Source organism: Stutzerimonas stutzeri (assembly GCF_024448895.1).
In the GTDB taxonomy this organism is placed as follows: Bacteria; Pseudomonadota; Gammaproteobacteria; order Pseudomonadales; family Pseudomonadaceae; genus Stutzerimonas; species Stutzerimonas stutzeri_Q.
In genome coordinates this window covers 28,523-46,476 of record NZ_JAMOIC010000007.1, presented here as the reverse complement: position 1 = coordinate 46,476, position 17,954 = coordinate 28,523, and the positions used below count along the sequence as shown (strand labels likewise).

The 17,954-nt window shown below is 57.5% G+C and carries 21 protein-coding genes; 15 read left to right on the top strand and 6 right to left on the bottom strand.

Features of this window, described 5'->3' with window-relative positions:
• Window positions 1-197: 197 nt before the first annotated feature.
• Window positions 198-893, top strand: coding sequence for a uracil-DNA glycosylase (ung, locus tag NA619_RS10490; protein WP_255961812.1), 696 nt, complete (start codon window positions 198-200; stop codon window positions 891-893).
• Between the two features lie 48 nt (window positions 894-941).
• On the opposite strand, the gene NA619_RS10485 is transcribed toward ung, so the two are convergent.
• The 3 genes from NA619_RS10485 to NA619_RS10475 all read right to left on the bottom strand — a co-directional run bounded on the left by NA619_RS10485 (window position 942) and on the right by NA619_RS10475 (window position 3,495).
• Entirely contained in the window at window positions 942-1,454 is a 513-nt protein-coding gene (locus NA619_RS10485) for a DUF4142 domain-containing protein (RefSeq protein ID WP_255961811.1), read from the bottom strand.
• A gap of 215 nt (window positions 1,455-1,669) precedes the next feature.
• Window positions 1,670-2,506 carry an HDOD domain-containing protein gene (locus tag NA619_RS10480; protein ID WP_255961810.1) on the bottom strand — a complete coding sequence of 279 codons (837 nt, stop codon included), beginning with the start codon at window positions 2,504-2,506 and terminating at the stop codon, window positions 1,670-1,672.
• A gap of 41 nt (window positions 2,507-2,547) precedes the next feature.
• Window positions 2,548-3,495 carry a YgfZ/GcvT domain-containing protein gene (locus NA619_RS10475; protein WP_255961809.1) on the bottom strand — a complete coding sequence of 316 codons (948 nt, stop codon included), beginning with the start codon at window positions 3,493-3,495 and terminating at the stop codon, window positions 2,548-2,550.
• Window positions 3,496-3,646: 151 nt separating this feature from the next.
• Between NA619_RS10475 and NA619_RS10470 the strand changes: the two genes are divergently transcribed.
• Together NA619_RS10470 and NA619_RS10465 are read left to right on the top strand one after the other, a co-directional pair.
• Entirely contained in the window at window positions 3,647-3,901 is a 255-nt protein-coding gene (locus tag NA619_RS10470; RefSeq protein ID WP_255961808.1) for a succinate dehydrogenase assembly factor 2, read from the top strand.
• The gene (locus NA619_RS10465; protein WP_255962004.1) at window positions 3,885-4,340 is read left to right on the top strand and encodes a protein YgfX; all 456 of its coding nucleotides are present in this window, start codon (window positions 3,885-3,887) and stop codon (window positions 4,338-4,340) included. Before NA619_RS10470 ends, NA619_RS10465 begins: the two co-directional genes overlap by 17 nt.
• On the opposite strand, the gene nadB is transcribed toward NA619_RS10465, so the two are convergent.
• Window positions 4,309-5,922, bottom strand: a complete 1,614-nt coding sequence (gene nadB / locus NA619_RS10460; RefSeq protein WP_255961807.1) for an L-aspartate oxidase — start codon at window positions 5,920-5,922, stop codon at window positions 4,309-4,311. The genes NA619_RS10465 and nadB overlap by 32 nt on opposite strands.
• Window positions 5,923-6,274: 352 nt before the next feature.
• Between nadB and rpoE the strand changes: the two genes are divergently transcribed.
• From rpoE to pdxJ, 12 genes are all read left to right on the top strand, one after another.
• Complete coding sequence (rpoE, locus tag NA619_RS10455) at window positions 6,275-6,856, top strand: RNA polymerase sigma factor RpoE (protein WP_019342233.1); 582 nt, start codon at window positions 6,275-6,277, stop codon at window positions 6,854-6,856.
• Window positions 6,857-6,887: 31 nt separating this feature from the next.
• Window positions 6,888-7,487, top strand: a complete 600-nt coding sequence (locus NA619_RS10450) for a sigma-E factor negative regulatory protein (protein WP_255961806.1) — start codon at window positions 6,888-6,890, stop codon at window positions 7,485-7,487.
• Window positions 7,488-7,495: 8 nt separating this feature from the next.
• A complete protein-coding gene (locus NA619_RS10445; protein WP_255961805.1) occupies window positions 7,496-8,443 on the top strand; it encodes a MucB/RseB C-terminal domain-containing protein in 948 nt (315 codons plus the stop codon).
• Window positions 8,440-8,889: a SoxR reducing system RseC family protein gene (locus tag NA619_RS10440; RefSeq protein ID WP_255961803.1), complete on the top strand. Its 450-nt coding sequence runs from the start codon at window positions 8,440-8,442 to the stop codon at window positions 8,887-8,889. The genes NA619_RS10445 and NA619_RS10440 overlap by 4 nt, the downstream gene beginning before the upstream one ends.
• 29 nt (window positions 8,890-8,918) lie before the next feature.
• Complete coding sequence (locus NA619_RS10435) at window positions 8,919-10,322, top strand: DegQ family serine endoprotease (protein WP_272891739.1); 1,404 nt, start codon at window positions 8,919-8,921, stop codon at window positions 10,320-10,322.
• A 194-nt stretch (window positions 10,323-10,516) separates the two neighbouring features.
• Window positions 10,517-12,316 (top strand): translation elongation factor 4, encoded by a 1,800-nt coding sequence (gene lepA, locus NA619_RS10430; protein WP_255961801.1) that lies wholly within the window; start codon window positions 10,517-10,519, stop codon window positions 12,314-12,316.
• A gap of 1 nt (window position 12,317) precedes the next feature.
• Window positions 12,318-13,175, top strand: coding sequence for a signal peptidase I (gene lepB, locus NA619_RS10425; RefSeq protein ID WP_255961800.1), 858 nt, complete (start codon window positions 12,318-12,320; stop codon window positions 13,173-13,175).
• Window positions 13,176-13,264: 89 nt separating this feature from the next.
• Window positions 13,265-13,642: a DUF4845 domain-containing protein gene (locus NA619_RS10420; protein ID WP_255961799.1), complete on the top strand. Its 378-nt coding sequence runs from the start codon at window positions 13,265-13,267 to the stop codon at window positions 13,640-13,642.
• Entirely contained in the window at window positions 13,639-14,328 is a 690-nt protein-coding gene (rnc, locus tag NA619_RS10415) for a ribonuclease III (protein ID WP_255961798.1), read from the top strand. Before NA619_RS10420 ends, rnc begins: the two co-directional genes overlap by 4 nt.
• The gene (gene era, locus NA619_RS10410) at window positions 14,321-15,232 is read left to right on the top strand and encodes a GTPase Era (protein ID WP_255961797.1); all 912 of its coding nucleotides are present in this window, start codon (window positions 14,321-14,323) and stop codon (window positions 15,230-15,232) included. The genes rnc and era overlap by 8 nt, the downstream gene beginning before the upstream one ends.
• A 97-nt stretch (window positions 15,233-15,329) precedes the next feature.
• Window positions 15,330-16,022, top strand: coding sequence for a DNA repair protein RecO (gene recO, locus NA619_RS10405; RefSeq protein ID WP_255961796.1), 693 nt, complete (start codon window positions 15,330-15,332; stop codon window positions 16,020-16,022).
• The gene (pdxJ, locus tag NA619_RS10400; RefSeq protein WP_255961795.1) at window positions 16,015-16,761 is read left to right on the top strand and encodes a pyridoxine 5'-phosphate synthase; all 747 of its coding nucleotides are present in this window, start codon (window positions 16,015-16,017) and stop codon (window positions 16,759-16,761) included. Before recO ends, pdxJ begins: the two co-directional genes overlap by 8 nt.
• A gap of 40 nt (window positions 16,762-16,801) precedes the next feature.
• On the opposite strand, the gene NA619_RS10395 is transcribed toward pdxJ, so the two are convergent.
• On the bottom strand, window positions 16,802-17,011 hold the full coding sequence (locus tag NA619_RS10395) for a DUF2905 domain-containing protein (RefSeq protein ID WP_255961794.1): 210 nt from the start codon (window positions 17,009-17,011) through the stop codon (window positions 16,802-16,804).
• A gap of 41 nt (window positions 17,012-17,052) precedes the next feature.
• Window positions 17,053-17,943, bottom strand: coding sequence for a LysR substrate-binding domain-containing protein (locus NA619_RS10390; RefSeq protein ID WP_255962003.1), 891 nt, complete (start codon window positions 17,941-17,943; stop codon window positions 17,053-17,055).
• Window positions 17,944-17,954 lie beyond the last annotated feature (11 nt).

The window sequence follows — 17,954 nt, the reverse complement described above, 5'->3', positions numbered from 1 at the left end:
GGCGAGAGGCTTTTTTACTGTTCGCTGCGACCATTCGTCACGCACTCATTGGTCGTATATGACATGTCTTTTCTACAAATGTGAGGTGGCCAGCATTTTCCGGTAGAACTTGGCGCTATCGCTCCTGTCTCCGTACGCATTGACTCATTCGGGGCCTTCTCTTAGGGTTCAGCGCCTCGTCAGGCCAGGGCCATGCCATGAATCAAGGTGAGCGCGTCAAACTCGAGGAAAGCTGGAAGCAAGCGTTGCACGAAGAGTTCGAGCAGCCCTACATGAAGGAGCTGAGTGCGTTTTTGCGCCGTGAGAAGGCTGCGGGCAAAGTCGTCTATCCGCCGGGCCCGCTGATATTCAATGCGTTGAATTCAACGCCTCTGGAACAAGTGCGTGTGGTGATCCTGGGGCAAGACCCCTATCACGGGCCAGGTCAGGCCCACGGGCTGTGCTTCTCGGTCCAGCCAGGTGTTGCGCCCCCGCCATCGCTGCAAAACATATTCAAAGAGCTCAAGCGGGACCTGAACCTTGAGATGCCGCGTCACGGGTATCTTCAGAGTTGGGCGGATCAAGGTGTTCTGATGCTCAACACGTCGCTGACGGTAGAGCAGGGAATGGCAGGGTCTCACGCCAAAATGGGCTGGCAGCGCTTGACCGACAGGATAATTGAGGTGGTCAGCGAGCAACGCTCGGGGGTGGTTTTCATGCTTTGGGGCGCGCACGCTCAGAGCAAGGCCAAACTGATCGACCCGACGAAACACTTATTGCTGAAGTCCGTTCATCCGTCGCCGCTATCCGCACATCGCGGATTTATCGGTAATGGGCACTTCAGTCGTGCGAATCAGTTTCTTCGCCAATGTGGACTGGTGACGATCGACTGGCAACTGCCAGAGGAAGTGTGAGTGGTGCCGCAGTCGGGCTGCGGCGCTGTCTGGACCTATAGCCTAGACTTATTGCTTGCTGCCGTGGGCAGAGGCCAGCTCTTGAGCGTGCTGTAGATGCTGCTCTAGATCCTTGAGAGTGGTTTCGGCAAACTTTTTGAGCTCTGCATTCTCGCCATCTTTGGCATATTCACGGAACAGCTCGATGGTCTGCTCGTGTGCCGCGACCTGGTTGTTGGCGTAAGCCTGGTCAAAGTTCTCACCATCGCGCAACTTCAGGATCATGGCTTTGGCCTTATCCATGAGAGTGGCTTCGTCCGACATCTCAAGATCGTCATGCTGGCCTGCCAGTTCAGCAAGCTTCTGGTTCGCCTTGGTATGATCATCGATCATCTTTTGAGCAAAAGTTTTGACGTCTTCGGCGGTACCTTTGTCCAGTGCCAGCTTGGCGGTTTCAATTTCTGCCATGCCTTTTGCTGACGCCTCGTCGACAAAGTTTTCGCCGTCGGCCGCCAACGCGAAGTTCGCGGCTACGCCGAATAAAACGGCTGCCGTACCTGAAAAGAAAGTCTTGGTTCTCATCTTGTTCTCCTTCATCTAGCTGACAAGCTGGTGCGCCGCTATCGGTAACACAAGGGCACTAGCGAGATGCGGCAAGATCGCCGTCTATTTTGTGACTGGGCGCGGACGAGACGGTTCCTTGTACCGGGCGAGCGGTCAGGCGAGGTTCAGGAAAAGCGGATGCGGAAAAGGGAAGATGAGTGGGGGAGGGTATCGAGCGATACCCCTCTGAGGCGCTACTGAAGCATGCTCATGGCGGCGTCCATGGCGGCCGACAGGTCTTCGTCTTCCTGCAACAGGGTGTTTGGATCAAGCCCGAGCTTGGAGAACGCTGGGATCTGGTTCCAGTCGAGCTGCGTGTAAGGGTGCGTAGTGCCGATGAAGCTTTGCAAGGTCGCGACCTGAACGATATCGACGTAATCGACCTTTTCCGATACACGAGAGAAGTCCAGGTGTTGGCCGGGGACGATTGCGATCGGGTCCGGGAACTCCCAAGCGCGCAGAATTTTCTCGCCAATTATTGGATGGATGCGGTCGATGACATGATTCAGGCTGATCGAATCGCTCAGCAAAGCGCTGTGCTCTTCGGCATAGGTCAGAATGGGCAGGATTCCTATCTGATGGATCAACCCGGCAAGTGTCGCCTGATCAGCCGGAAGCCGGGTGAAATTGCGGCACAGCACATGGCTGATGGCTGCGATCTCGGTGCTTTTGTTCCACACCTCCCGCATCTTGCGGTCGACGACGTCGGTTGTGGCCTGGAACATCTGTTCCATGGCCAATCCGGTTGCAAGGTTTGACGTGTAGTTGATGCCAAGACGGCTGATCGCCATCTGCAGGTCGTTGATTTCGCGATTGGTGCGCAACAGCGGGCTGTTGACAACCTTGATGATGCGCGCGGTGAGGGCGGTGTCGTTACCGATCACCTTTGCCAGTGTCGGGATGCTGACGTCTGGATCTTCTGCCGCCTCCCGGACTTTAAGTGCGACTTCCGGAAGCGTAGGCAGAACCAGCTCGTCGTTTTCGATCGCCTGCATCAATTCCCGCTGGACTTTGTCGGCAAGAGTGCTCATGTCTTTCCCTATCGATAATCAGTGTTGGGTATGGCTTTAAGTCAGCGCTGGATTTCTTTGTCCGCGTCTAATTTGTATGGCAGTTCGAGAAGCGTGAGTGGCAATCCATCCGGTGAACCGAGAAATATCCGACCGTCAGCTGCCGCGTCTTCCTGGAGGACCGCCAGCAGCTCCATCGCGCCGTCTGCACTGGCTGCAAGCACGACTTCGCCAACGCTTGAGCCATGCACCGGGGAATACAGCTCCAACCCAGGCGACGGCACTTCCACGTCTACACTGTCGGCGCTGAGTCGATGCAGGCGGCGCTTCAATTTGCCGAGATACTGCATCCTGGCGACGATTTCCTGCCCTGTATAACAACCCTTCTTGAAGCTGACGCCGCCTAGCGCCTGAAGGTTGATCATCTGGGGTATAAAGAGCTCCCGGGTCTGCGCGACTACCTGGCCGACGCCGGCGCGAACCTGTGCCAGCAACCACGCGCCGAGCGATGCTTCCTGCAGTTGTGCTGCCAGACGTATCCGAGTCGTGCCTGCCTCGCTGGCGCGGACCCAGAGTTCCGCTCGGCCATCGATCAGGCGGATTGCGATCTGCCCGTGAGCGGTAACGACCTCGTCAGCTTCCTGTGGAAGGTCCAGGCCCAGGCTGACGAGTGCGCCATCGCCGTTGGCGAGGCCGAAGCGAACCCATTCGTCACTTTCGTCGAAGAGTTTGGATTTCGAGAAGGCCGCGAATTTCGTCAGATCAGTCAGCTGCGGCTGAATTAGGCCACGGTCCATTGCCAGCAGATATCCGTCGCCATCCGGCAGGATTCTAAAGCTGGACTGCATACGACCTTTAGGGGTGCAGCGAGCGCCCAGGCTGGAATGGTGGTCATTCAGATAATTCATGTTGCAGGTCAATTGGCCCTGCAGAAACTTGCTTGCATCCGGGCCGCGTACAGCCAGCACACCTTCGTGCGACAAGACGCAGAAAAAAGCAGTGTCGGTCATGAAGAGTCGCCGTGAAGAAATCCGGGTCGGCATCATAGCAGGAGCTTGACGAAACACAGTGTGCGCCAGCTGCCACTCCATGTCGCGAACAGACGTGCCGCGTCGTCCCGCCAGCCGCTATAATGCCGGGCTTCATCTAAGGAGCATTGGCATGGTCGAACAATCCGAACTTAATCGCCTGTTCTGGCAAAGCCGCCGCGGCATGCTCGAGCTGGACGTTCTGCTGGTGCCTTTCGTCAAGGAAGTCTATCCGGAGCTAAACGAAGAAGATCAGCGTCGCTACCGCAAGCTGCTGAGCTGCGAGGATCAGGATATGTTTGGTTGGTTCATGGAGCGCGCCGAGCCAGACGATGAGGACCTGCGCTGTATGGTTCGCATGATCCTTGACCGTGTCCAGCCCAAGTAACTCCGTATTTGAATGCAGCTGGCGGGCGTCGGGCCTGCTGCTCTCGCTATATCTGGCGGTGCTGATGTTGGCGTGCATCACGCTGGTTGTGCTGCCGGTTCCGCTTTGGCTTCAAATGATTCTGCTGGGCGTGTGCGTGCTTCACGCGGTATGGGTCGTTCCTACGTCGATCTTGCTGTCACGCCGTTCATCGTGGCGTGCGTTACGTCACGCGGAGCAAGGATGGTCTTTGTGGAGTCGCCAATCGGGCTGGCAGCCCGTGCAGCTGAGGCCTGACAGCCTTGCGCTGCCAATGGTAGTCATACTTCGCTACCGGGTGCCGGGCGACTGGTTTTCCCACGGGATCTGCATTCCGCGCGGTGCAATGCCGCGCGACCAGCATCGACGTCTGCGACTCAGATTGAAGTTCAGTCGCCGTAGGTGGGCGAAACCAGAATAGTGTCCTTTGCTTCTGGCAATTGCTCGGGATAATCCAATGTAAAGTGCAAGCCGCGACTTTCCTTGCGCGACATGGCAGACCGGATCATCAACTCCGCCACCATTGCGAGATTGCGCAGTTCGATCAGGTCCCGGCTGACCTTGTAATTACTATAGAACTCATCGATTTCCGCCAGTAGCAGGCGCACCCGGTGCTGCGCACGTACGAGCCGCTTCGTGGTTCTGACGATACCCACGTAGTCCCACATGAAGCGTCTGAGTTCGTCCCAGTTGTGCGCGATGATGACGTCCTCGTCCGAGTCGGTAACCTGGCTGGCATCCCATGTCGGAAGGGACGGGAGGCCTTCGATTGATGGCAGCTCTGCAAGCATGTCCTGTGCGGCGGCTCGCGCGTAGACGAAACACTCCAGCAGCGAGTTGCTGGCCATTCGGTTGGCGCCGTGAAGACCGGTGAAGCTGGTTTCGCCTATTGCGTACAGCCCGGGTATATCGGTTTTGCCGGCTTGATCGACCAACACGCCACCGCAGGTGTAGTGCGCCGCAGGCACCACTGGAATTGGCTCTCTTGTGATGTCGATACCAAACTCGAGGCAGCGCTCATAAACCGTTGGGAAGTGGGATTTGATAAACGCAGTGGGCTTGTGGCTGATATCCAGAAAGACGCAGTCAATGCCCAGGCGCTTCATCTCATGGTCAATTGCGCGAGCGACAATGTCGCGCGGGGCTAGCTCTGCGCGCGTGTCGAAGCGGGGCATGAAGCGTTCACCATTGGGCAGTGTCAGAATGGCGCCTTCGCCTCTCAGAGCTTCTGTGATCAGAAAACTCTTTGCCTTCGGGTGGTACAGGCATGTTGGGTGAAACTGGTTGAACTCCAGGTTGCCGACTCGGCATCCCGCACGCCAGGCGATGGCGATGCCATCGCCGCATGCGCCGTCAGGATTGCTCGTATAAAGGTAAACCTTGGCCGCGCCGCCGGTAGCTAAAACCACGAACTTCGCCTGGAAGGAGTCGACCTCGCCAGTTGCGCGATCCAGAACGTAGGCGCCAACGCAGCGTCGGCCGGGCAGTCCAAGTTTTCGTTCGGTGATCAGATCGACCGCTACCCGCTGCTGCAGGAGGTCGATATTTGTCCGATCATGGGCGTGGGAGAGCAGGGTATTGAAGATTGCAGCGCCAGTGGCATCCGCGGCGTGGATGATACGTCGGTGACTATGCCCGCCTTCGCGCGTAAGGTGATATTCGAAACTGCCAGCCTCCCGATCGGCTTCATCTCTGGTGAAAGGGACGCCTTGTTCGATCAGCCATTGAATTGCCTCTCGACTATGTTCCACCGTAAACCGCACGGCTTCTTCTTTGCATAGCCCTCCTCCGGCAATGAGCGTGTCGGCTACGTGTGATTCGACCGTGTCACTGGTGTCGAGCACCGCTGCCACGCCACCCTGGGCCCAATAAGTCGACCCGTTGGCAAGGTCGCCCTTGCTCAATACCGCAATACGCAGCGTCCCTGGCAAGTTGAGCGCCAGCGTCAAACCGGCGGCGCCGCTGCCTATGACCAGGACGTCGTACTCTAAATGTCGGCTCATTTCGGATCTCACATTGAGGCGAGGCCTAGTATATAGGCGCGTCCGCCTGCAAAATAGCGGCCCTTGTTGAACTGGCGGTTGCTTTGGAACTTTTCTTGCAAGCCTATCTCTATAGACAGTTGTGGATGCAGGCCGGGCGCCGATCAGTGGGTGGCCGGTTGGTTTTTATAGTGGATGCCACGAGTGCGCTTTGGAGGCGGTTCGTTTCCAGGTGCTGCTCGCCAATGCCATCAGGTGTGTTGCAGGAATGCTTGCTTGGAGGGGGAGAACTTTTGTGTAAAGCCCGGGTCTATTCTGGCAGGTCAGCTCGCAGGCGAGCGCAGCACCCCTTCCAGGTCATGGAGGAGTGTTTATGCTAACCCAGGAGCAGGACCAGCAACTGGTCGAGCGAGTGCAACGGGGTGATAAGCGGGCCTTTGATTTGTTGGTATTGAAGTACCAGCACAAGATTCTTGGTTTGATCGTGCGGTTCGTACATGACTCTCATGAGGCTCAGGACGTCGCACAGGAAGCCTTTATCAAAGCCTATCGCGCTCTGGCGAATTTTCGTGGAGACAGCGCTTTTTATACATGGCTGTACCGCATCGCCATTAACACCGCGAAGAATCATCTGGTGGCGCGAGGGAGAAGGCCACCTGATAGCGACGTAAGCTCCGAAGACGCCGAATTTTATGAGGGCGATCACGCTCTAAAAGATATCGAGTCGCCGGAACGAGCGCTGCTCAGGGATGAAATAGAGGACACAGTTCATAGAACTATCCAACAACTTCCAGAAGATTTGCGTACCGCTCTAACACTACGTGAATTTGATGGTCTTAGTTATGAAGACATTGCAAACGTCATGCAGTGTCCGGTGGGTACGGTCCGCTCACGGATTTTCCGGGCGCGGGAAGCCATCGATAAAGCATTGCAACCCTTGTTGCATGAATCCTGAGACAGCGGCGACAGCCAAGAGAGGAACCGCTATGAGTCGTGAAGCCCTGCATGAATCGCTGTCCGCGGTGATGGATAACGAAGCGGACGAGTTGGAACTACGTCGAGTGCTTGCCACTGACGGTGACACTGAAATGCGGTCGACTTGGTCGCGTTATCAGTTAGCTCGTGCTGCAATGCACAAGGAGTTGATTGAGCCTCGCCTGGATATCGCTTCGGCGGTCTCAGCAGCTTTGGCTGATGAACCTGCCCTCAGCGCAGCCAAGACCCAACCTTCCGCTTGGCGGAATATTGGTCGGCTTGCGGTTGCAGCTTCTGTAACTGTCGCGGTGCTTGCGGGTGTGCGGCTTTACAATCAGAGCGAAGTCGCGGGTCCGCAGATTGCACAGCAGGCTGCTCAGCCTACTATTGCTGTTCCGCAGGCTAGCCAGGGTCCGGCAGTATTGGCAGGCTACAGCGAAAGCGCGGATGCGCCAGCTGCTCAAGAAGCGGGCGCTGAGGCTTCCGCTGAAGGATGGCATGAGAAAAGGTTGCCTTCGTACGTGCGTCAGCATGCACAACAAGCTGCATTTGGTGCCGGCTCTGAAAGTGCGTTGCCGTATGCGCGTGCCGCAAGCATGGAAGATCGTTAAGGAACAACATGCGTGTAATACCGCTGTATGTGGTGCTCGGAGGCTGGCTATCAATGCCGGCCTTTGCTGCTGATGACGCTAATGCTTGGATGCAGAGGCTTGCGGCAGCTGAGAAAAAGCAAAGTTACGAAGGCACTTTCGTCTACGAGCGCAACGGGAGCTTTTCCAGTCATTCCGTATGGCAGTTTGTAGACGGAGAGCAGCTGCGCGAGCGCCTGCTGCAGTTGGATGGTCCGGCAGCTGAAGTGTCTCTCGTGAATGGCGAGGTTCAATGCGCGAGCGAGGATATGGCGTCCCAGGTGCGATACGCGCAGCCGTGGCGCCAGCAGCAGCTTGAGCCCGACATGCTATCCAAGTCATATAGTTTCAAGGTTATTGGTGAGTCTCGAGTTGCTGGGCGACCTGCTTTGGCGCTAGCCATTAGTCCGCGTGATCAGCATCGTTATGGTTTTGAGCTGCATCTGGATCGGGAAACGGCGCTGCCGCTCAAGTCGTTGCTTCTCGACGAGGGCGGGCAATTGTTAGAGCGGTTTCAGTTCACCCATTTTTCCGCTGATTCTATTAAGGCGGACGATGTCCAGGCAGGTTCTGAATGCCGGCCTGTATCTCTAGCGAGCAACCAAGACACGGTTGATACTGAATGGCGCTCTGATTGGGTGCCTGACGGGTTTGAGCTGATCGATTCGAATGTTCGCCCAAGTCCGGCATCAGAAGAGCCGGTCACCTGGCTCTCTTATGGAGATGGTCTCGCCCGCGTATCCGTGTTTGTCGAGGCTCTGGACGGCGCTGTCGTCGAAGACACTCGTAGCCAGATGGGGCCAACGGTTGCTGTGTCCAAGCGTATTTCGACTTCAAACGGTGATGTGATGGTCACCGTTGTAGGCGAGATCCCTCTGGGGACCGCCGAACGAATGGCATTGTCGATGCGCTCTGGGTCCGAACCGGCGTCGCAATGATCGAAGAGCCTGGCCGCGTCGTTGCGGTAGAAGCGGGCGCTGTTTGGGTCGAGACTCAGCGCAGCAGCACTTGCTCCGGCTGCTCTGTCAGGAGTGGTTGTGGCAAGGGGCTCACCGATAGGCTAGGCATACGCGAGCGTCGAGGTCTGATTCGGGCTTCGTCCGATCTTCATCTCGATGTAGGCGATGCTGTTGTCATTGGCATTCGCGAGCGTGCGCTGCTGCGGGGCGCCTTTCTTGTTTATCTTTTCCCGTTATTGACTCTTTTTGCTTCGGCCGTAGCTGCGTCTGAAATGGCGCTAGCGGAGCCGTACATAATTCTGTTCAGTGCGTTCGGGTTCTTCTTTGCTTGTCTAATAGTTCGCAAGCGAAGCCAGCGAAAAGCTGATGATCCAGCGCTACAACCTGTCGTATTGCGTGCAATGCTGGTGGCAACGCCTGCATAAGCGGGGCGGAAATCATCGGGGGTATGGCTTTGAAGGTGTTACGGAATCGCTTCGCGTCCATCATTGCGTTGTTTCTGCTAATCCAGACGGCTGCAGCTTATGCGCAATTGCCGGACTTCACGCCCTTGGTTGAGAGTGCTTCTCCGGCTGTCGTCAATATCAGTACCAATCAAAAAGCGGCTGCACAGGGGGCCAATCCTCATCTCCCAGACCTCGAAGGCTTGCCGCCGATCTTTCGAGAGTTCTTTGAGCGAAGCATCCCTGAAATCCCGCACGGCGGGCGGCAGCCCGATGCACAATCCCTTGGGTCGGGTTTCATCATCTCCAGTGACGGCTATGTGTTAACCAACAACCACGTTGTTGCCGATGCTGATGAGATCATTGTCCGCTTACCTGACCGCAGTGAGCTGGAGGCAACTCTTGTCGGTGCCGACCCCAGGACGGATGTTGCGCTCCTAAAGCTTGACGCCACTGGTCTGCCTGCAGTGAAACTTGGTAAGTCCAGCTCTCTGAAAGCGGGGGAGTGGGTGCTGGCAATCGGTTCGCCGTTCGGATTCGATCATACGGTCACCGCCGGGATTGTGAGCGCCACGGGGCGGAACCTGCCAAATGAGAGCTATGTGCCTTTTATCCAGACTGACGTGGCCATTAATCCGGGAAATTCCGGCGGGCCGCTTTTCAACCTGCAAGGCGAAGTGATTGGCATAAATTCCCAGATATTTACCCGTTCGGGCGGCTTCATGGGCCTGTCCTTCGCTATTCCGATAGACATAGCCATGGATATAGCCGATCAGCTGCGGACTGACGGTAAAGTCAGTAGGGGTTGGCTGGGAGTGGTCATTCAAGACGTCAATCGTGGCCTCGCTGAATCGTTCGGGCTCGAGCGGCCAGCAGGTGCGCTGGTTGCTCAGGTGCTAGATGGGAGCCCAGCTGCCAAGGGTGGTTTGAGGGTGGGTGATGTCATCCTCAGTGTTGACGGCAACGATATTGATATGTCGGCCGACTTGCCCCATCTGATTGGTACGATCAAGCCAGATACTCAGGCCAGGCTTGGCATCGTTCGAGAGGGCGATCGCCAGACGCTCAATGTTCGGATCGGCGCCATGCCTGAGGACGGCGACGTCGCGACCGCAAGTGAGAGCACTGAGAAAAGCAGCAACAGGCTTGGCGTAAAAGTGTCCGAACTGACCGACGAACAAAGGCGCAGCCTGGATCTGCCTGGTGGTGTGGTAATTACCGAGGTGACGAACGGGCCGGCGGCGATGATCGGTTTGCGGCCAGGGGACGTGATCACCCATTTGGCCAATCAGGCGATTGATTCGGCCTCCACCTTTGGTCGTGTCGCTGACCAATTGCCAAAGAATCGCTCTGTTTCCATGCGAGTGCTGCGTCAGGGTCGGGCGAGTTTCATCACCTTCAAACTTGCTGAATGACCGGTTCATGCGAACGGAAGGCGGCCTTCAGGCCGCTTTTTCTGTTGACGATGTGATTATTCCTTCTACAGGCCGCGTATCGGCGGCGTGGAATAGGTGCCCGGGTCCGGCGTGGCGCTGATTAGACCTATCAGGTACACTTTGCGGCTATTTTCAGCGGGCAATCGGCCTGCGGCGTATTCGAGTGTTGAGCTGTGAGCGACCTGAGTCATATCCGCAATTTCTCCATCATCGCGCACATCGATCATGGCAAATCGACCCTGGCTGACCGATTCATCCAGATGTGTGGCGGCCTCACCGAGCGTGAGATGAACGCGCAAGTACTTGATTCGATGGACCTTGAGCGTGAGCGAGGCATCACAATCAAGGCACACAGCGTCACGCTGTATTACAAGGCTCGAGACGGCAAAACCTACCAGCTCAACTTCATCGACACGCCCGGACATGTGGACTTCACGTATGAAGTCAGTCGTTCGCTGGCGGCATGTGAGGGCGCACTTCTTGTGGTGGACGCCGGGCAGGGGGTTGAAGCGCAGTCCGTAGCCAACTGTTACACGGCGATCGAGCAGGGCCTGGAGGTCATGCCGGTTCTGAACAAGATGGACTTGCCGCAGGCGGATCCCGACAAGGTAAAGGACGAGATCGAGCACATCATCGGAATCGATGCCACCGATGCGGTTGCTTGCAGTGCCAAGAGTGGTATGGGCGTTGATGACGTTCTCGAGCGCCTGGTTCAGGTTATTCCGCCACCTACCGGCGAGATCGATGCGCCGCTTCAGGCGCTGATCATCGACTCCTGGTTCGACAACTATCTTGGTGTTGTCTCCCTTGTGCGGGTCCGTCATGGTCGGATCAAAAAAGGCGACAAGGTACTGGTGAAGTCGACCGGCAAGACCCATCAGGTCGACAGTGTGGGTGTATTCAACCCCAAGCACAGCAGCACGGCGGATCTCAAAGCTGGCGAAGTGGGCTTCATCATTGCCGGTATCAAGGACATTCTGGGCGCCCCCGTTGGCGACACCCTGACGCTTTCAAACACGCCGGACGTGGAAATGCTGCCCGGCTTCAAGCGCGTCAAGCCGCAGGTCTATGCTGGCCTGTTCCCGGTCAGCTCGGACGATTTCGAGGATTTCCGCGAAGCGCTGCAGAAGCTGACTCTTAACGATGCTGCCCTTCAATACGAACCGGAAAGCTCCGACGCGCTGGGTTTTGGCTTCCGTATTGGTTTTCTCGGCATGCTACACATGGAGATCATCCAGGAGCGGCTCGAGCGCGAGTACGATCTGGATCTCATCACCACCGCACCAACAGTGGTCTATGAGCTGGCGTTGAAGAACGGCGAGACGCTATACGTCGACAGTCCCTCCAAGTTGCCTGATCTCTCCTCGATCGAGGACATGCGCGAACCCATCGTAAGGGCCAACATTCTGGTCCCGCAGGAGCACCTGGGTAGCGTCATTACGCTTTGCATCGAAAAGCGCGGCGTGCAAAAGGATCTGCAGTTTCTCGGTTCGCAGGTCCAGGTTCGTTACGACCTCCCAATGAGTGAGGTGGTGCTGGACTTCTTCGACCGGCTGAAGTCTGTCAGCCGCGGCTACGCCTCCCTTGATTACAGCTTCGAGTGCTTCCAGTCAGCGAATCTGACGCGTCTGGACATCCTGATCAATGGTGACAAAGTCGACGCGCTGGCGCTGATTGTTCATCGAGATAATGCACACTACAAAGGTCGGATGTTGGTCGAGAAGATGAAAGAGCTCATCCCTCGTCAGATGTTCGACGTTGCGATTCAAGCGGCGATTGGCGGCCAGATCGTGGCTCGCAGCACCGTCAAAGCACTGCGCAAGAACGTTCTGGCCAAGTGCTACGGCGGTGACGTGAGCCGTAAGCGCAAGCTTCTGGAAAAACAGAAAGCGGGTAAGAAGCGGATGAAGCAGGTCGGCAACGTAGAGATTCCGCAAGAAGCATTCCTGGCGGTGCTGAAGGTAGATAGCTGACATGTCGATCAATTTTCCGCTGTTACTGGTAATTGCCGTTGCGGTATGCGGCTTTCTGGCTCTTATCGATTTGCTGTATTTTGCGCCGCGTCGCCGGGCTGCGATAGCGAACTACGAAGGCCGTGCCGGGGCCGGGCCTGACCAGACGACGCTTGATGCTCTGAATAAAGAGCCGGTGTTGATTGAATACGGCAAATCGTTTTTTCCCGTGCTGGCGATCGTATTGGTGCTGCGCTCGTTTCTTATCGAGCCGTTTCAGATTCCGTCAGGCTCCATGATCCCGACGCTGGAAGTGGGCGATTTCATTCTGGTGAACAAGTTTGCCTACGGCATTCGCCTGCCCGTCGTCGACACCAAAGTCATCGATGTCAGCGATCCGAAACGCGGCGATGTGATGGTGTTTCGTTACCCTAGCGATCCGAACATCAATTACATCAAGCGCGTCGTGGGGCTGCCAGGGGATGTGGTCAGCTACAGCAGCGATAAGCGCCTGAGTATCAACGGCAAGTCGGTTCCCGAAACGCTTGTCGGCGAAGAGCCGGGAAGCCTGGGCAGTGCAAAGCTCTATCAGGAAAAGCTGGGTGAGGCCGAGCATCAGATCCGCAAGGAGATGGCACGCTATCGTGTCGAACCTGATCGTGAGTGGCGTGTCCCCGAAGGTCATTACTTCATGATGGGCGACAACCGTGACAATTCGAATGACAGCCGCTATTGGCAGGATGCCGCTATTCCAGCTGATCTTGCCGGCATGGTGCCCGACCGCAACATTGTCGGTAAGGCGTTCGCGGTCTGGATGAGTTGGCCCGATCCGAAGTTCAGCAACCTCCCGCATTTCTCGCGCGTCGGGCTGATTCACTAAGCTGTGAATCAGCGCCGGGTTCATCTGGCCCGGCTCGCTATATTTGAACAGCCCCGATTCGTGGGTAACGTTACGACATAGAGGTCGACATGAGTTTTGCTCGTTCGCAGAAAGGTCTGTCCATGCTGAGCTGGATCGTGATGCTTGCACTGGTCGCTTTCATCGCCAGTACTGCATTCAAGATGATGCCGCATTACTTCGACTATATGTCCATGGACAAGATCATCAGCGGAGTTGAAAGTGACAAGTCGATGGAAATCCGGACGGTCCGGGATTTCTACAGCCATGTCCGCAAGGGAATGGACGTTAACGGCATTCGCGACCTCAACCTCGAGGAAGCGCTCAAGGTCGTCATCGAGAACAATGAATTCAAGGTCCATCTGGATTACGAGAAACGTGAGCCCCTGATTCGAAACCTCGATCTGGTGGCGAACTTCGACAAAGAATATCGCCTAAGGATGCCGTGAGCACTTCGTTAGCCCGTCTCGAGCGCAGGCTCGGTTATCAATTCAAGGATCAGGAGCTGATGCTCCTGGCCCTGACGCATCGCAGCTATGCCGGACGCAACAATGAGCGTCTGGAATTTCTCGGCGATGCCATTCTCAACTTCATTGCCGGTGAGGCGCTTTTCAACCACTTTCCGCAAGCGAAGGAAGGGCAGCTATCCCGCCTGCGGTCGCGGCTGGTGAAAGGAGAAACGCTTGCCGTGCTCGCTCGGGGGTTCGAGCTTGGCGAATACCTGCGCCTTGGTTCCGGTGAACTAAAGAGCGGTGGTTTTCGTCGTGAGTCGATCCTTGCCGATACGCTGGAAGCCCTAATTGGCGCTATCTACCTCGACGCGGGCATGGAAATGGCTCGCGACCGGGTGCTTGCATGGCTAGCCAACGAACTGGATGGGTTGACGCTGGTCGACACCAACAAGGATCCGAAGACGCGTCTGCAGGAGTTTCTCCAATCGCGCGCCTGCGATCTGCCCAAGTACGAGGTGGTGGCAATACAAGGAGAACCGCATTGCCGGACCTTCTTCGTTGAGTGCCAAGTGTCGCTGCTCCACGAAAAGACCCAGGGACAGGGAGCAAGCCGGCGCATCGCCGAACAGGTTGCCGCTGCCTCGGCATTGATCGCCCTTGGCGTGGAGAATGGACATGATTGATCAAAATTTGGACGGCGACGCCGTCACCCGTTGCGGCTACGTTGCAATCGTCGGGCGTCCCAACGTGGGCAAATCGACCCTGCTCAATCACGTTTTGGGTCAGAAGCTCGCGATCACCTCGCGCAAGCCACAGACCACTCGCCACAACATGTTGGGCATCAAGACCGAAGGTGCGGTTCAGGCCGTTTACGTCGACACCCCCGGTCTTCACAAGAATGGCGAGACGGCGCTCAATCGTTATATGAACCGTACAGCCTCATCGGCATTGAAAGATGTGGATGTCGTAGTCTTCGTAGTCGATCGTACACGCTGGACCGATGAGGACCAGGCGGTGCTTGAGCGCCTCCAATATGTCGAAGGCCCGCTCATCGTAGCGGTGAACAAAACCGACCGCGTCGAAGATAAAGGCGAGCTGTTACCGCACTTCGAGTGGTTGGCGCAGCAGCTTCCGAATGCCGAGATCGTTCCGATTTCCGCCCAGCATGGGCAAAACCTCGATGTATTCGAGAAGCTGGTTGCATCGCATCTTCCAGAGAACGAGCATTTCTTCCCCGAGGACCAGATCACCGATCGCAGCAGCCGTTTCTTGGCAGCGGAACTGGTGCGGGAAAAGATCATGCGCCAGCTAGGCGCCGAAGTGCCGTACCAGATCACCGTTGAGATCGAAGATTTCAAGCAGCAAGGGCGTGTGCTTCACATCCATGCACTGATTCTGGTCGAGCGGGACGGGCAGAAGAAAATCATCATTGGCGACAAGGGTGAGCGCATCAAGCGCATCGGCCAGGAAGCGCGCAAGGACATGGAAGTACTGTTCGACTCCAAGGTCATGCTCAACCTCTGGGTCAAGGTGAAGAGCGGCTGGTCCGACGACGAGCGTGCGCTGCACTCGCTGGGTTACAGCTGAGGCGGCTGCCTCCTGAAACCTGTGTTCGACTGCTGCCAATCGTGCAGCCAGTCGAGCACAAACCATCCGTTTCGTTCCTGCACGCGACACATTCTTGATGACCGCTCAAAACGCCTTCGTGCTGCACAGTCGCCCCTATCGCGAGAGCAGCGCGCTGGTGGACTTTTTTACGCCGCAGGGGCGGCTGCGTGCAGTCCTGCGTGGTGCGCGCGGTAAAGCGGGCACGCTGGCGCGACCCTTCGTTCCGCTGGAGGTCGAGTTTCGTGGGCGCGGAGAGCTGAAGAGCGTCGGTCGGCTCGAAAGCGGCGGGCTGGCCTACTGGCTTGACGGCAATGCGCTGTTCAGTGGCATGTACCTCAACGAATTGCTAATCCGTCTACTCCCCGCCGAAGACGCGCATCCGGCTATGTTCGACCATTACGCAGCAACCCTGCCCGCACTTGCCGCCAAGCGTCCTCTTGAGCCGATCCTGCGTTCCTTCGAGTGGCGACTGCTTACCGAACTCGGCTATGGCTTCGCCCTGGACAGGGATATTGCCGACCAGCCGATTGCTAGCCAGGGGCTCTATCGGTTGTTGCCCGATACCGGGCTTGAGCCGGTCGGGCAGTTTCAGCCGGGGCTCTTCAACGGGGCGGAACTCCTGGCGATGGCTGAGGCCGACTGGAGTGTGCCCGGGGCCCTGGCTGCTGCGAAAAGACTGATGCGGCAGGCCCTGGCACCGCATCTTGGCGGTCGACCCCTGGTCAGCCGTGAACTGTTCATGAATATGAAGGAGGTCCCGCGTGACTGAAGCCAATCGAATCCTGCTCGGCGTCAATGTCGATCATGTTGCCACCCTGCGCCAGGCGCGTGGCACGCGTTACCCGGACCCGGTAAAGGCCGCGCTGGATGCCGAAGAGGCGGGCGCGGACGGCATCACGGTCCATCTGCGCGAAGACCGTCGGCATATCCAGGATCGCGATGTGCTGATGATGAAGGACGCGCTGCAGACCCGGATGAACTTCGAGATGGGGGTGACCGAGGCGATGCTGGCGTTTGCCGAGCAGTTGCGCCCCGAGCACGTATGTCTGGTCCCGGAAACGCGCCAGGAGCTGACCACTGAAGGTGGGTTGGATGTTGCAGGTCAGGAAGCGCGCATACGTGAAGCGGTCACACGGTTGAGTGCCTGTGGCGCTGAGGTGTCGTTGTTCATCGATGCCGATCCACGGCAGATCGAAGCCGCCGCACGCATTGGCGCGCCGGCTATCGAACTGCATACCGGGCGCTACGCCGATGCCCACTCCGTGGCCGAGCGCGCCTGCGAGCTGGCGCGAATCCGCGACGGGGTCGAGTCCGGTCTGAGTCATGGGCTGATCGTCAACGCCGGTCATGGCTTGCACTATCACAACGCTGAGGCCATCGCCGCGATCCGCGGGATCAATGAGCTGAACATCGGGCACGCCATCGTTGCCCATGCGCTTTTCGTTGGGTTCAAGCAGGCCATCAAGGAGATGAAGCATCTGATTCTTTCCGCGTCGGCTCGAGGCTAATCGGCCGGTTGCCCATCTGAAGTCGGGCAGCCATCGAGTTTTAGCGGCGGAAGAACAGGTTCAGCAGGACGGTGATCACCACGCTGAGGATGATCATCGAGGTGATCGGAATGAATGTTCGGCTGCGCGCCGATTCGATGCGGATATCGCCGGGTAGCTTGCCGAACCAGCTCAGCAAACCCGGTGCGAAATGCAGGATTACGCCTAGCAGGAGAAGTGCCAGGCCTGCCCCGATCAGCCATTTCGCCATAACAACTCCTGTCGATTCCCGGCCGCCTCTGCGGCGGCCTATCAGTGGTAAGCGGCAAAAGCTGCGACCACATGCCGTGAGAGGACTTCTACCGGCTCGCTGCACCCTGCGGCACGCAGTAGCTTGATCTGGTACTCGCCTAAAGAGGGCAAGTCTGGACCTTCGTCGAGGCGTTTGATCGGAGGTTTGACCAGACTCAGCGGGTAGGGCGCCACCGCAAGGTCGGCAATCATCGCTGCTTCCTGTCCGGCGCACTGCTCGCTGGAGTAGGCGATGCGATGGGGACGACCTGCACGGTCGAGTGCGTCCAGAGCTTGGCGTCGCCAGGCACATTCAGGGCTGGCCAGTGCCAGCGGCAACGGGTTGCGTTCTGCCGCGACGCCGCCGGCTCTGCCCGCCCAGACCAAGGGTTCGCTGTGGATGACGTCGCCGCGCGAGTCGTCCTGGCCGAGGTTTCCGACGCTGATGAGCGCAACGTCCAGCTCACCGGCGTCTATCCGCTGGATCATGTCAACGCTGCGCCCCACCGAAACGTTCACCTCTACGCCCGGATGCGTCCGAGCGAACAGCGAAAGAAGCCCCGGGAGGATATGTGTCCCGATATCGGCAGGCGTACCGAATCGTACCTGGCCGTTCAGCCGGGGCGTAACGAACGCACTGACTGCTTCTTCGTTGAGCTTGAGCAGCCGGCGGGCGTAGCTCAGCAGCCGTTCGCCTTCGGCTGTCAGTGTGATACGGCGTGCTTCCCTGATGAAGAGGGCGCAGCCGAGCATGGTTTCGAGGCGTTTGATCTGCATGCTGACAGCCGAGGTGGTGCGAAAGATCTGCCCTGCCGCGCGGGTGAAGCTGCCGCTTTCGGCAATCGACACGAAAGTGCGCAGCACGTCTATTTCCAGCAATGGCATCGCGGACTGGGGCAGTTGCTCGGGCATGCCTGGCATGG